The sequence below is a fragment of the Streptococcus cristatus genome, assembly GCF_001588905.1.
GTDB lineage: Bacteria > Bacillota > Bacilli > Lactobacillales > Streptococcaceae > Streptococcus > Streptococcus cristatus_N.
Map to the genome: position 1 here is coordinate 14,634 of NZ_LAWH01000033.1, position 12,591 is coordinate 27,224.

12 protein-coding genes are annotated in these 12,591 nt (G+C 43.8%); 11 read left to right on the plus strand and 1 reads right to left on the minus strand.

Going from position 1 to position 12,591, the window contains the following annotated elements; all coding sequences use genetic code 11:
* Positions 1–180: 180 nt before the first annotated feature.
* Together A0765_RS07085 and htpX are read left to right on the plus strand one after the other, a co-directional pair.
* The gene (locus A0765_RS07085) at positions 181–738 is read left to right on the plus strand and encodes a LemA family protein (RefSeq protein WP_062005658.1); all 558 of its coding nucleotides are present in this window, start codon (positions 181–183) and stop codon (positions 736–738) included.
* Between the two features lie 9 nt (positions 739–747).
* A complete protein-coding gene (htpX, locus tag A0765_RS07090; protein WP_062005608.1) occupies positions 748–1,644 on the plus strand; it encodes a zinc metalloprotease HtpX in 897 nt (298 codons plus the stop codon).
* Between the two features lie 54 nt (positions 1,645–1,698).
* On the opposite strand, the gene A0765_RS07095 is transcribed toward htpX, so the two are convergent.
* Complete coding sequence (locus tag A0765_RS07095) at positions 1,699–2,922, minus strand: MFS transporter (protein ID WP_062005610.1); 1,224 nt, start codon at positions 2,920–2,922, stop codon at positions 1,699–1,701.
* 247 nt (positions 2,923–3,169) lie between these two features.
* On the opposite strand from A0765_RS07095, the gene rsmH reads away from it, so the two are divergent.
* The 9 genes from rsmH (at position 3,170) to trxB (ending at position 12,210) form a co-directional block, all read left to right on the plus strand.
* Entirely contained in the window at positions 3,170–4,120 is a 951-nt protein-coding gene (gene rsmH / locus A0765_RS07100) for a 16S rRNA (cytosine(1402)-N(4))-methyltransferase RsmH (protein ID WP_062005612.1), read from the plus strand.
* A gap of 5 nt (positions 4,121–4,125) precedes the next feature.
* Positions 4,126–4,446, plus strand: a complete 321-nt coding sequence (gene ftsL / locus A0765_RS07105; protein ID WP_005591835.1) for a cell division protein FtsL — start codon at positions 4,126–4,128, stop codon at positions 4,444–4,446.
* Positions 4,439–6,724, plus strand: a complete 2,286-nt coding sequence (gene pbp2x / locus A0765_RS07110) for a penicillin-binding protein PBP2X (RefSeq protein ID WP_062005614.1) — start codon at positions 4,439–4,441, stop codon at positions 6,722–6,724. The genes ftsL and pbp2x overlap by 8 nt, the downstream gene beginning before the upstream one ends.
* 1 nt (position 6,725) lies before the next feature.
* The gene (gene mraY, locus A0765_RS07115; protein WP_048764978.1) at positions 6,726–7,709 is read left to right on the plus strand and encodes a phospho-N-acetylmuramoyl-pentapeptide-transferase; all 984 of its coding nucleotides are present in this window, start codon (positions 6,726–6,728) and stop codon (positions 7,707–7,709) included.
* 100 nt (positions 7,710–7,809) lie between these two features.
* A complete protein-coding gene (locus tag A0765_RS07120; RefSeq protein WP_062005616.1) occupies positions 7,810–9,153 on the plus strand; it encodes a DEAD/DEAH box helicase in 1,344 nt (447 codons plus the stop codon).
* A 208-nt stretch (positions 9,154–9,361) separates the two neighbouring features.
* Positions 9,362–10,168, plus strand: a complete 807-nt coding sequence (locus A0765_RS07125; RefSeq protein ID WP_062005618.1) for an amino acid ABC transporter permease — start codon at positions 9,362–9,364, stop codon at positions 10,166–10,168.
* On the plus strand, positions 10,168–10,911 hold the full coding sequence (locus A0765_RS07130; RefSeq protein ID WP_015605309.1) for an amino acid ABC transporter ATP-binding protein: 744 nt from the start codon (positions 10,168–10,170) through the stop codon (positions 10,909–10,911). Before A0765_RS07125 ends, A0765_RS07130 begins: the two co-directional genes overlap by 1 nt.
* A 94-nt stretch (positions 10,912–11,005) precedes the next feature.
* Complete coding sequence (locus tag A0765_RS07135; protein WP_045500825.1) at positions 11,006–11,230, plus strand: DUF4059 family protein; 225 nt, start codon at positions 11,006–11,008, stop codon at positions 11,228–11,230.
* Between the two features lie 68 nt (positions 11,231–11,298).
* The gene (gene trxB, locus A0765_RS07140) at positions 11,299–12,210 is read left to right on the plus strand and encodes a thioredoxin-disulfide reductase (RefSeq protein WP_062005620.1); all 912 of its coding nucleotides are present in this window, start codon (positions 11,299–11,301) and stop codon (positions 12,208–12,210) included.
* The last annotated feature ends 381 nt before the right edge of the window (positions 12,211–12,591 follow it).

Below are 12,591 nucleotides of genomic sequence, written 5' to 3' on the forward strand. Positions count from 1 at the left end.
CTTATAGAGTTTGTTTTCTAGAAAAGTGAAGAAGCCAGCTCTAGATATTTGACCATTTTGGTGCTTGGATATTACTCAAGATAAAGCTCTTTTACTAGATGACATGTCAAGAAAGACAGGTTGGGCTTTTTTTGTTATAATAGGTGCAATCAAATCATAAGGAGTATCTTTATTATGTCCATGTTTTTTATTATTATTGCAGTTGTGGCAGTTGTAGCTATTTTCGTGATTTCTGTTTACAATGGTCTTGTTAAAAGCCGTATGCAGACTCAGGAAGCTTGGAGTCAGATTGATGTCCAGCTCAAGCGCAGAAATGACTTGATTCCCAACCTTTTGGAGACGGTAAAAGGTTATGGAAAATATGAGAAATCAACCTTGGAAAATGTTACTCGACTGCGTAACCAAGTAGCTGCTGCCTCATCACCTGCTCAAGCTATGGAGGCTAGTGACGCCCTGACTCGTTCAATTTCTGGTATCTTTGCGGTTGCTGAAAATTACCCAGACCTTAAGGCAAATACAAACTACTTGAAACTTCAGGAAGAGTTGACAAATACAGAAAATAAGATTGCTTATTCTCGTCAGCTTTACAATTCAGTAACCAGCAACTACAATGTCAAAATGGAAACTTTCCCAAGCAATGTCATTGCAGGTATGTTTGGCTTCAAAGCAGCAGACTTTTTGAAGACACCAGAGGAAGAAAAGGCTGTTCCTAAAGTGGATTTTAGCGATTTGGGGTAGGTGGCGACTATGTTGTTTGACCAAATTGCCAGCAATAAAAGGCGCACTTGGGTTCTCCTTGTCGCCTTCTTTGCTCTTTTAGCTTTAATTGGGGCAGCTGTCGGCTATCTTTGGCTCGATTCTCCCTTTGGTGGGATGGCCATCGCCTTTATCATCGGTGGTATTTATGCTGTCAGTATGATTTTTCAGTCCACAGAGATTGTCATGTCGATGAACGGTGCGAGGGAAGTTTCCGAGCAGGAAGCGCCTGAACTCTATCACGTTGTGCAGGATATGGCTATGGTGGCTCAGATTCCTATGCCTCGGGTCTTCATCGTAGAAGATGCGTCACCCAATGCCTTTGCGACTGGCTCAAAGCCTGAGAATGCGGCTGTGGCTGCGACAACTGGATTGCTTGCTCTCATGAATCGTGAAGAGCTTGAAGGTGTAATGGGGCATGAAGTCAGTCACATTCGCAATTATGATATTCGCATTTCGACGATTGCAGTGGCACTTACAAGTGCTGTCACGATGCTGTCTAGCATGGCTGGGCGCATGATGTGGTTTGGCGGTGGCAGCCGTCGACGAAGCGATCGGGACAATGACAATGGCTTAGGAATTGTTTTAATGATTGTCTCTCTACTAGCTCTTCTTTTGGCGCCGCTTGCTGCAACATTGGTGCAGTTGGCCATTTCTCGTCAACGTGAGTACCTGGCAGACGCTTCAAGTGTTGAGCTGACCCGCAATCCTAAGGGCATGATCAATGCTCTGCTGAAGTTAGACAATAGCCAGCCCATGGAGCACCATGTAGATGATGCCAGTGCAGCTCTCTACATCAATGATCCGAAGAAAAAGGGTGGCTTGCAAAAGCTCTTCTACACTCACCCACCAATTTCTGATCGGATAGAAAGATTGAAAAATATGTAAGAAGGAAACCTAGGCTTCCTTCTTTTTTTGTATGGAATTGCGACGATTTTTACTCTAGTTGTTTTTGAGGCTGAGCAGAAGGCAGACACCACCAAGCAGAGAGAAGAGCAACCAAGCGCTTCCCATGTTCCACAGACCAAGGCTGGTAAAAATCATGCTTCCTAGTGGAATGGAAAAGGAAAAGAGCATGGTAAGAAAGTTGGAGGTTTGGGCTAATACTTCTGGAGGAAGTTTACTCAGCAGCATGCTGTTGATTTTAGGATTGATTTTTCCAGAGATGTACATGAGAAAGGTCAGAAAGAAAATTCCCAAGAGAGCAGGAGCTTGGAGTAAATTGCTGATGCCTAAGAGGAGGAGAGCTAGCGAGCACCAAACGACGAGCCGCATCAGGGAGAGCTTGGAAAAATAATCATTTGAGAAGGCACTGGCAGAGATAATCCCAATCACTGTGCAGGACTCGATGACTAGTAGAGACTGGCTTAGGTTTAGCCCCCAAAATGGGTGATCCAATAAATAGAGATTGTAGAGTCCCATGATAGAGCCGGCCAATGCATTTAAGAGGAGGACTTGAAGCAGCACTAGCAGGAAGTTTCCGATTTTTTCTTGTTCAAAAATCATTTGGACATTCTGGTAAAGGTCTTTCATCTGAGCCTTGAAAGGAAGCTTTTCCTCTGCAACAGCAGGAGCATCATGGGTGAGTTTTTGGCGAATCAGATAAAGAGTGCTTGAGGAGAGTAGGAAGCAGAGGGCATTGATGAGGGCGACCACAGCGAAATTCTGCTGACTGATACTAAGTAACCAGACACCCAAGGCTTGCCCAGCAAAATTTCCTAAAAAAGTGAGAAGTTGAGTGAAGGAGTAAGCTTCCATCAAATCTTTCTCTTCTATATTTTTCTGTAAGATAGGCATCTGTAGGCCACTGCGATAGTCGCTGATAATGTCAGAAAAGATATTGAGAAAGCAGACGGTAGCAAAGGCTAGGTAGGAGGCAGACTTGGTTAGGAGGGCGACTAAGATGAAGAGGAAGGCCTGCAAATAACCTAGATGAATAAGCCAGCGAGCCTTTCGACGGGTTTTGTCAGCTTTCATCCCGATAAAGACTGTGAAAAAGGTAGGAACAAGAACGATAAAATTAGCAATACCGACTGCAAACTTGGGCTGGGGCATGCTAGAAGCAAATACGATAAAAACGATATTATAGATAGAAGAGCCTAGGATATTAAAGATCCGTGACAGACTGATAGAGGCAAATAGTCTATTTCTTAAAGCAAGTTTCATAATAAATCTCCTTTGGGGACGAATCAATTTCGGAATGGTAAGAAATTCCAACTCGCAATGCATTGGTAGTTATTATTATAGCAGAATATGGCATGCCCGCAAGGCCTTTTCGCTGACTGGTAGCAGCTTGTAGGCCAAGTGGTAAATATCTGAAAGTGACTTGCAAAAGCTATAAGGTAGCCTATCAAAAGCTGATATATTCTTTTAGATTTTTTTTTATACATGAATGTGATATAATGGATAGGATATGACAAAAGAATTTCATCACATTACTGTACTTCTTCACGAAACGATTGACCAGCTTGATGTTCGGCCAGATGGCATCTATGTTGATGCGACCTTGGGCGGAGCTGGTCACAGCGAGTATCTTTTGAGCAAGCTGGGAGACAAGGGGCATTTGTATGCCTTTGACCAAGATCAGACTGCGATTGACAATGCCCAAAAACGTCTGGCTCCCTATATTGAGCGGGGCATGGTGACCTTTATCAAGGATAATTTCCGCAATCTCAAGACTCGTTTGAATGAAGTAGGGGTCGAGAAGATTGATGGAATTTGTTACGACTTGGGCGTATCTAGTCCGCAGCTGGATGAGCGGGAGCGCGGTTTTTCTTATAAGCAGGACGCTCCGTTGGATATGCGGATGAATCAAGAAGCTGCCTTGACAGCTTACCAAGTTGTGAATCATTATCCTTACAACGATCTAGTCCGTATTTTTTTCAAATATGGCGAAGATAAGTTTTCCAAGCAGATTGCCCGTAAGATCGAGCAGGCGAGAGAAATTAAGCCTATCGAAACGACGACAGAGCTGGCGGAGATTATCAAATTGGCCAAACCTGCTAAGGAACTGAAGAAAAAAGGTCATCCAGCCAAACAGATTTTTCAGGCCATTCGGATTGAAGTTAATGACGAGTTGGGGGCGGCCGATGAATCCATTCAGCAGGCTATTGACTTGTTGGCTGTAGGTGGTCGTATTTCAGTAATTACTTTTCATTCGCTGGAAGATCGCCTGACCAAACAACTGTTTAAAGAAGCTTCGACCGTAGATGTTCCCAAGGGACTGCCTTTCATTCCAGATGATTTGCAGCCTAAGCTAGAGTTAGTTTCTCGCAAACCCATTTTACCAAGCAAAGAAGAATTAGAAGCCAATAATCGCGCCCATTCTGCGAAGTTGCGCGTGGCTAGGAAGGTGCATGAGTAAGTTTCATGGCAGAAAGAAAGCAACACCCTATTCAAAAACGGATTCGGAAATTTTCTCGAGTCGAAAAAGCCTTCTATGGCTCCATTATTTTAACAGCGATTATCCTTGCAGTCAGTATTGTGTTTATGCAGACTAAGCTGCTGCAGGTCAATCATGATTTGACTGAAGTTAATGCTCAGATTGAGTCAGAGCAGGCTGAATTGGATAATATTAAGCAAGAAGTGAATGAATTGACACGTTATGAAAGGCTGTCCCAGTTGGCCAGCTCTCAGGATATGAAACTCCAAAAGGGAAATCGTAAGACAGTGAGTACAACCAATGAGTAATAGATTTTTAAAAAACATTCAGCGATATGCTTTAAAAAACAGACAGACACCCGAATACAATCGAAGAAGAGTGGGAAAAAGCATGAGTGCCTTAGCCGTCTTTCTTTTTTTCATTTTCTTGATTAATTTTGCGACCATTATCGGAACAGATCAGAAATTCGGTGTTAATTTGTCAAAAGGTGCCAAGCAAGTGCACCAAAAGACGGTCGTCGTTGCTGCCAAGCGAGGAACGATCTATGACCGCAACGGTGTCCCGATCGCTGAAGATGCAACAACCTATAACATTTATGCTGTTATTGATAAAAATTACAAATCCGCCGCTGGCAAAATCCTCTATGTAGAGGAGTCCCAGTATGAAAAGGTTGCTGAGATTCTTAATCAACATCTAGGAATAGATAAGGACTATGTTAAGCAGCAGCTTGCGCAAAAGGATTTAAAACAGGTTTCTTTTGGTTCTCAAGGAAATGGAATCACCTATAGTACTATGAGCTCTATCCGACAAGCGATGGAGAAGGAAAAGATAGAGGGGATTGATTTCACAACCAGCCCTAACCGTAGCTATAGTAACGGTATCTTTGCTTCGCAATTTATCGGTCAGGCTCAGATGCAAGAGGATAAGGACGGCAATAAAACGCTTGTAGGGAAATCTGGTATGGAGGAGTCGCTAGACCGTATCTTGGGTGGTCAGAATGGTATTGTTACTTACGAAAAAGACCGCAATGGGAACATCATACCAGGCTCAGAGGAAGTGTCTGTCAAGACAGAGGATGGAAAAGATGTTTATACAACTCTTTCTGCCCAGCTGCAGACCTACTTGGAAACGCGAATGGATGCCTTCCAAGAAAAAGCTAAGGGTAAATTTGTCAGTGCGACTTTGGTCAGTGCTAAGACAGGTGAAATTTTAGCAACGACCCAGCGTCCGACTTATAATGCGGATACCAAAGATGGATTGAATGCTGAGCATTTGAAAACTTGGAATACCCTCCTCTATCAGACACAGTATGAGCCTGGTTCAACGATGAAAGTTATGACCTTGGCTTCAGCGATTGATAATGGAAGCTTTAACCCAAATGGAACATACGATAACTCAGAATATAAGATTGCAGATGCTACCATCCGCGACTGGGATGTGAACATGGGGTTATCAACAGGACAAGTCCTGACCTATGCTCAAGGCTTTATTTTCTCAAGTAACGTTGGTATGACACGCATTGAGCAGGATATGGGCAATGCCAAGTGGATCGATTATCTATCGAAGTTCAAATTTGGCTTACCGACTCGTTTTGGGATGGGCTATGAAGAATATGGTGCCCTGCCGGCAGATAATGCTGTAACCATTGCCATGAGTTCCTTCGGACAAGGGATTGGGGTAACCCAAGTACAGATGCTACGTGCCTTTTCAGCTGTGTCAAATGATGGTGTCATGTTAGAGCCGAAATTTATCTCTGCCATCTATGACTCAAAAACGGGTAGCGCTCGTAAATCTCAGCCAGAAATTGTCGGTCATCCAGTTTCAGAAAAAGCAGCGAAAACGACTCGAAATTATATGATTCAGGTCGGAACCGTTCCTTACTATGGAACCCTGAATATCGGTGGTGAGCCGGTTATCCAAGTTGCTGGGCAAGATGTGGCCGTAAAATCCGGAACAGCCCAAATTGCGACAGATAAGGGCTATTTGGAAGGGGAGAATAATAACATTTACTCCGTAGTAGCCATGACGCCGGCTGAAAGTCCTGATTTCATTATGTATGTTACTGTTCAGCAGCCTGAAGTTAAATTTTCACCACTTTTCTGGCAGGAAGTTGTCAATCCAGTCTTGGAAGAAGCTGTGGCACTTAAAGACAGCTTGAATCTGACTGGTGATAGTCCTGCTTTGGAATTGGTTGAAAAAGAAACAACCTATAAAATGCCATCTATCGATGGTTTGACCAAGCAACTGAAGTTGAAAAATCAAATCAGCCCAGGAGGCTTGGCTGACGAGCTTCGCCGCAATCTAGTGCAGCCCGTCATTTTAGGAACAGGTAGTGAAATCAAGAAGATTTCTGTAAAAGAAGGGCAAGAACTAAAAGCCAATCAACAGATTTTGATTTTAAGTGATAACTTTGAAGATTTGCCAGATATGTATGGCTGGACCAAGGAAAATGTGGAGCAATTTGCTGAATGGCAAGGGCTGGAAGTCAATTTTAAAGGCAAAGGCTCAAAAGTTGTCAAGCAGAAGGAAAAGGTCAATACAGACCTGAAAAAACTGAAAAAAATAACCGTTACATTGGGAGACTAGCATGTTAACAGCAATTATTGCAGGAATTCTGACCTTTATCCTAACACTTGTTGGGATTCCTGCCTTTATCCGTTTTTATCACAAGGCTCATATTTCAGGCCAGCAAATGCACGAGGATGTTAAGCAGCATCAGGCTAAGGCTGGAACGCCGACGATGGGGGGAACCGTCTTTCTAGTTGCTTCTGTTTTGGCTAGTTTTGTGACAGCTTTGCTTTCCCAACAACTGTCCAACGGCTTGATTATGATTCTCTTTATCTTGGTTCTCTACGGAATCGTTGGCTTTTTGGATGATTTCCTCAAGGTTTTCCGTAAGATCAACGAAGGCCTGAATCCTAAGCAGAAACTAGCTCTGCAGCTGGTAGGGGGAGTTATCTTTTACTTCTTCTACAATCAGCACGGGGCAGGTGACTCTCTCAATGTCTTTACGATTCCAGTGCAGCTGGGCTTCCTCTATATCTTCTTCGTCCTCTTTTGGCTGGTTGGTTTCTCCAACGCTGTCAATCTGACTGATGGAATTGATGGCTTGGCTAGTATCTCCGTTGCAATCAGCTTGGTGGCTTACGGAGTCATTGCTCTGGAGCAGAAGCGCTTTGACCTTCTGATTGTCATTATCAGCATGATTGGTGGTTTGCTAGGCTTCTTTGTCTTTAACCATAAGCCAGCTAAAATCTTTATGGGGGATGTTGGAAGTCTTGCCTTGGGTGGTATGCTTGCAGCCCTCTCCATTGCCTTGCACCAAGAGTGGACCTTGCTTCTCATCGGAATTGTCTACGTCTTTGAAACGACTTCTGTTATGATGCAGGTGACTTATTTCAAGTTGACGGGTGGCAAGCGGATTTTCCGTATGACGCCAGTCCATCACCACTTTGAGCTTGGTGGCTTTTCTGGTCATGGCCAGCCTTGGAGCGAATGGAAGGTCGACTTCTTCTTCTGGGGTGTAGGCCTCTTAGCCAGCTTGCTGACTTTAGCCATTCTATATTTGTAATATGAAGGTGGGTGTAAGCCCGCCTTTTCTTGTCCTGAGCCGAGCAGAAAAGATATTTTTTTGGTATAATAGATAAGATTAAGAGTAAACAGAGGAAAAAATGAAATTTACAGAATTTAACTTTAAAGATTATATTCAGGAAGCTCTCAAGGACCTGAACTTTGTGGAGGCGACAGAGGTTCAAGAAAAGCTGATTCCGGTGGTATTATCTGGCCGAGACTTGGTCGGGGAGTCCAAAACCGGATCAGGTAAAACTCACACCTTCTTGCTGCCTATCTTCCAGCAATTAGATGAAGAGGCGGACAGTGTCCAAGCGGTGATTACAGCACCCAGCCGAGAATTAGCAACTCAGATCTATCAGGCAGCGCGTCAGCTAGCTAGCTTTTCTGAGCAAGAGATTCGGGTGGCTAACTATGTCGGCGGAACTGACAAGGCTCGTCAGATTGGCAAGCTAGAGTCCAGCCAGCCCCATATCGTCATTGGAACGCCGGGGCGGATTTATGACTTGGTTGAGTCAGGGGATTTGGCTATCCATAAGGCTCATACCTTTGTAGTGGACGAGGCTGATATGACGCTTGATATGGGCTTTTTGGAGACGGTAGATCGGATTGCGGCTCGCTTGCCTAAAGACCTGCAGTTTTTAGTTTTCTCAGCTACCATTCCACAGAAGCTCCAGCCTTTCTTGAAAAAATACCTATCTAATCCGGTCATGGAGCAGATTAAGACCAAGACTGTGATTGCCGATACCATTGATAACTGGCTTCTGTCAACCAAGGGGCGAGATAAGAATGCCCAGATTTATGAGATCAGTCAGCTCCTCCAGCCTTATCTGGCGATGATTTTTGTCAATACCAAGACTCGAGCGGATGAATTGCAGGCTTATCTGACTGCGCAAGGTCTAAAAGTGGCCAAGATTCACGGTGATATCCCGCCGCGGGAGCGCAAGCGTATCATGAATCAGGTCAAGAATCTTGATTTTGAGTACATTGTTGCAACGGACTTGGCAGCTCGAGGGATTGACATCGAGGGGGTCAGTCATGTCATCAATGATGCCATTCCGCAGGATTTGTCTTTCTTTGTCCATCGGGTTGGTCGGACTGGACGAAATGGCCTTCCCGGCACAGCCATTACCCTTTATCAACCGAGTGACGATTCAGATATTCGTGAGTTAGAAAAACTGGGCATCAAGTTTACTCCTAAGATGATCAAAAATGGCGAATTTCAAGATACCTATGACCGAGATCGCCGTGCTAATCGGGAGAAGACCAAGGAAAAGCTGGACACAGAAATGATTGGTCTGGTCAAGAAGAAAAAGAAAAAAATCAAGCCAGGCTATAAGAAGAAAATTCAGTGGGCGGTTAATGAGAAGCGCCGCAAGACCAAGCGAGCTGAAAATCGTGCACGTGGTCGGGCAGAACGCAAGGCTAAGCGCCAGACATTCTAGCCATAAATTCTTTTTATGGACGATATAGAAAAATTATATTTTAAAGACCAGTGAAACTATGATAGACTAGGATTACTGGTCTATTTTATTGTCATTTCCCATCTATCTATTAAAGGTTTAAAGATTACCTATTCTTGATGCCAAATAGTTTGCATCTGGGCCAAATTATGATAGAATAATGCATTATCGAGAAAGAGAAGTAATTAAAATGTTTACAACTTATATCCTAGCTGCAAACTGGTATGAAGAGCTTTTGAAGCTCCTCCCAGACGGCAAATTATTTAGTTTACGGGCTGTTTTTGATGCCATTCCAGCGATTTTGAAAACCTTGCCTGTCACACTTTTGTTGACGCTGGGTGGGGCATTTTTCGGCATTATCTTGGCCATGATTTTCGCAGTGGTCAAGATTAACCGCACAAGAATTTTGTATCCTATTCAGGCTCTCTTTGTGAGCTTCCTTCGTGGGACGCCCCTTTTGGTCCAGCTCATGTTGACCTATTTTGGAATTCCGCTCCTGCTGAAAGCCATCAATCAAAAGTATGGGACAGCTTTTAATATCAATGCCATCCCGGCCTCAGTCTTTGCAATTATTGCCTTTGCTTTTAATGAAGCGGCTTATGCCAGCGAGACGATTCGGGCAGCCATTCTTTCGGTGGATCCGGGTGAGATTGAAGCAGCTCGCAGTCTGGGCATGACCAATCGCCAAGTTTATCTGCGGGTCATCATTCCTAATGCAGCAGTTGTGGCAACACCGACTTTGATCAACTCCCTCATCGGCTTGACCAAGGGAACCTCTCTGGCCTTTAGTGCGGGTGTCGTGGAAGTCTTCGCTAAGGCTCAAGCTATCGGTGGCTCCGATTATCGTTATTTTGAGCGCTTTATTTCCGTTTCCATTATTTACTGGATTGTCAATATCGTGATTGAGCAAATCGGTCGTGCGATTGAAAAGGCTATGGATATCAAGGCGCCAGCCAATCTGGACAAAATGGAGCAAGCGCAAGGAGGTAGGATTTGATGATTAAAATTTCCCAGTTAAGTAAGGAATTTTCTGGCCAAAAGGTCTTGGATAACCTGAGTTTGGAAATTCAAAAAGGCGAAGTCATTGCTCTAATAGGCTCCTCAGGTGCTGGTAAATCAACCTTCCTGCGCAGCCTCAACTATCTGGAGCAGCCAGATAGCGGAAGGATTGAAATTGATAACTTCAAGGTGGATTTTTCAACTATTTCACCAGATGAGATTTTGACGCTACGTCGAAAATTGGCCATGGTTTTCCAACAGTTCAATTTATTTTCCCGTCGGACGGCTCTGGAAAATGTCAAGGAAGGTCTGCTGGTAGTCAAGAATTTGTCTGACCAAGAAGCGACTAAAATCGCCAAGGAAGAGTTGGCAAAGGTTGGCCTGTCTGATCGTGAGAATCATTATCCCAAGCATTTATCAGGCGGTCAAAAACAGCGGGTGGCTTTGGCGCGGGCCTTGGCCATGAAGCCAGATGTTCTATTGCTTGATGAGCCGACCTCAGCCCTTGACCCAGAGCTAGTCGGTGAGGTAGAGAAATCCATTGCCGACGCTGCTAAAGCAGGACAAACCATGATTCTGGTCAGCCACGATATCTCTTTTGTTTCCCAAGTGGCAGATCGGGTGCTTTTCTTGGATAAGGGCCATATTATCGAGTCAGGCAGTCCAGAGGAGATCATCAATCATCCCAAGGAAGCTAGAACCAAAGAATTCTTTGCTAGTTACAAACGGACTTATATTTGATATAATAGAAAAAGTGAAAGCTCAGTTGGCTAGACCAGCTGGGTTTGTTTTCGACTAAAACCTTTTTAAGGCAACTGATTATTGAGGAGCTGACATGTTAATTAAGATTTTTTCTCTCTATATCCAAAGTCTCATCTATACGACGATTCTGGTAGGCCTTGCCGATGGTTTGTGGCTTTTATTGCAGCGGCTCGGTCGCAAGGATCGAACTCTTGCGGTAGGCCAAAGCCAAATTTACGATCTTCTTTTGATTACAATTATGACGATTCCAATCTTGTCTTTTGCGATTTTTGGATTACTGGTTGTTCTCAAAGCTTAAATACTTGTAAAAGATTAGTTAGTTTGTTAGAATAACAGTAGTTACAACAAAGAGAAAGGAAAAAGATGATGTACGATACAATGATTATTGGAGCTGGTCCTGCGGGAATGACAGCAGCCCTCTATGCAGCTAGAAGCAACTTAAAAGTGGCCTTGCTTGAACGCGGTATTTACGGCGGCCAGATGAATAATACTGCGGAGATTGAAAATTATCCCGGTTATGCTCGTATCAGCGGACCAGAGCTGGCTGAAAAGATGTTTGATCCCCTAGAAAATCTAGGCGTAGAGCATTTGTTTGGTCAAGTTGAAAAAATTGAAGACCATGGCGACTATAAGAAAATCATTACTGAGGATGAAGTATTTGAGACCAAGACAGTGATTTTGGCTCCTGGTGCCAACCATCGTCATCTAGGAGTTCCTGGCGAGGAAGAATACAATAGCCGCGGCGTTTCCTACTGTGCGGTCTGCGATGGTGCCTTTTTCCGTGATGAGGATCTCTTAGTGGTCGGAGGCGGCGATTCTGCCGTTGAAGAAGCGATTTTCCTCACGCGCTTTGCAAAGTCTGTGACTATTGTTCACCGTCGTGACCAACTGCGGGCACAAAAGCTCTTGCAGGAGCGGGCCTTTGCTAATGAAAAAATCAGCTTTATCTGGGATTCCGTCGTAAAAGAAATCAAAGGGGACGACCGTAGGGTAACCAGTGTGGTTTTTGAAAATGTAAAAACGGGGCAAAACAGCGAGTCAGACTTTGGTGGCGTCTTTGTTTATGTCGGCCTAGATCCTGTTAGCGATTTTGTCAAAGATCTGGGTATTTGCGATGAAGCTGGTTGGGTTGTCACGGATCAACATATGAAAACGGCTATTGACGGTATTTATGCCATTGGTGATGTCCGTCAGAAAGACCTACGCCAAATCACCACAGCCGTTGGAGACGGAGCAGTAGCAGGCCAAGAAGTTTATAAATACATCATAGAGCATTAAAGAGGAAGAGGTTGGGAATAAGAGCAAATTTGATTTGTTTTTGGTCCAGTTCTTTCTATTATGGGACTGATTTTGAATTGTAGTGGATTGAAGAGAAGTCATAATATGGAGAAGATCAACTTGGTCTTCTCTTTTTTATGGCTGGATTGTAAATATCGTACAAGAAAAAAACTCACAGAGCCTCAATTAGTGTGAACGGTAAGTCATCAGACTAACAGTTCCACTGGGAGATTCTATGAGTTTTTATCGTCGCACACTTCCCCAATAATATTTCCATCTTGTTTTTTCAAGGTATTTTTTGAATGCGATTAATTCATCGGACTTATTCTTCAGCACCTCGTCACATACAAAAGGATACAACTTAAATGCCAAATAACTAAT

Bases quoted from the DNA above. Each gene is read 5' to 3' on its own strand.
- A0765_RS07085 (WP_062005658.1), top strand. From the start codon at position 181: ATGTTTTTTATTATTATTGCAGTTGTGGCAGTTGTAGCTATTTTCGTG.
- htpX (WP_062005608.1), top strand. From the start codon at position 748: ATGTTGTTTGACCAAATTGCCAGCAATAAAAGGCGCACTTGGGTTCTC.
- A0765_RS07095 (WP_062005610.1), bottom strand. From the start codon at position 2,922: ATGAAACTTGCTTTAAGAAATAGACTATTTGCCTCTATCAGTCTGTCA.
- rsmH (WP_062005612.1), top strand. From the start codon at position 3,170: ATGACAAAAGAATTTCATCACATTACTGTACTTCTTCACGAAACGATT.
- ftsL (WP_005591835.1), top strand. From the start codon at position 4,126: ATGGCAGAAAGAAAGCAACACCCTATTCAAAAACGGATTCGGAAATTT.
- pbp2x (WP_062005614.1), top strand. From the start codon at position 4,439: ATGAGTAATAGATTTTTAAAAAACATTCAGCGATATGCTTTAAAAAAC.
- mraY (WP_048764978.1), top strand. From the start codon at position 6,726: ATGTTAACAGCAATTATTGCAGGAATTCTGACCTTTATCCTAACACTT.
- A0765_RS07120 (WP_062005616.1), top strand. From the start codon at position 7,810: ATGAAATTTACAGAATTTAACTTTAAAGATTATATTCAGGAAGCTCTC.
- A0765_RS07125 (WP_062005618.1), top strand. From the start codon at position 9,362: ATGTTTACAACTTATATCCTAGCTGCAAACTGGTATGAAGAGCTTTTG.
- A0765_RS07130 (WP_015605309.1), top strand. From the start codon at position 10,168: ATGATTAAAATTTCCCAGTTAAGTAAGGAATTTTCTGGCCAAAAGGTC.
- A0765_RS07135 (WP_045500825.1), top strand. From the start codon at position 11,006: ATGTTAATTAAGATTTTTTCTCTCTATATCCAAAGTCTCATCTATACG.
- trxB (WP_062005620.1), top strand. From the start codon at position 11,299: ATGTACGATACAATGATTATTGGAGCTGGTCCTGCGGGAATGACAGCA.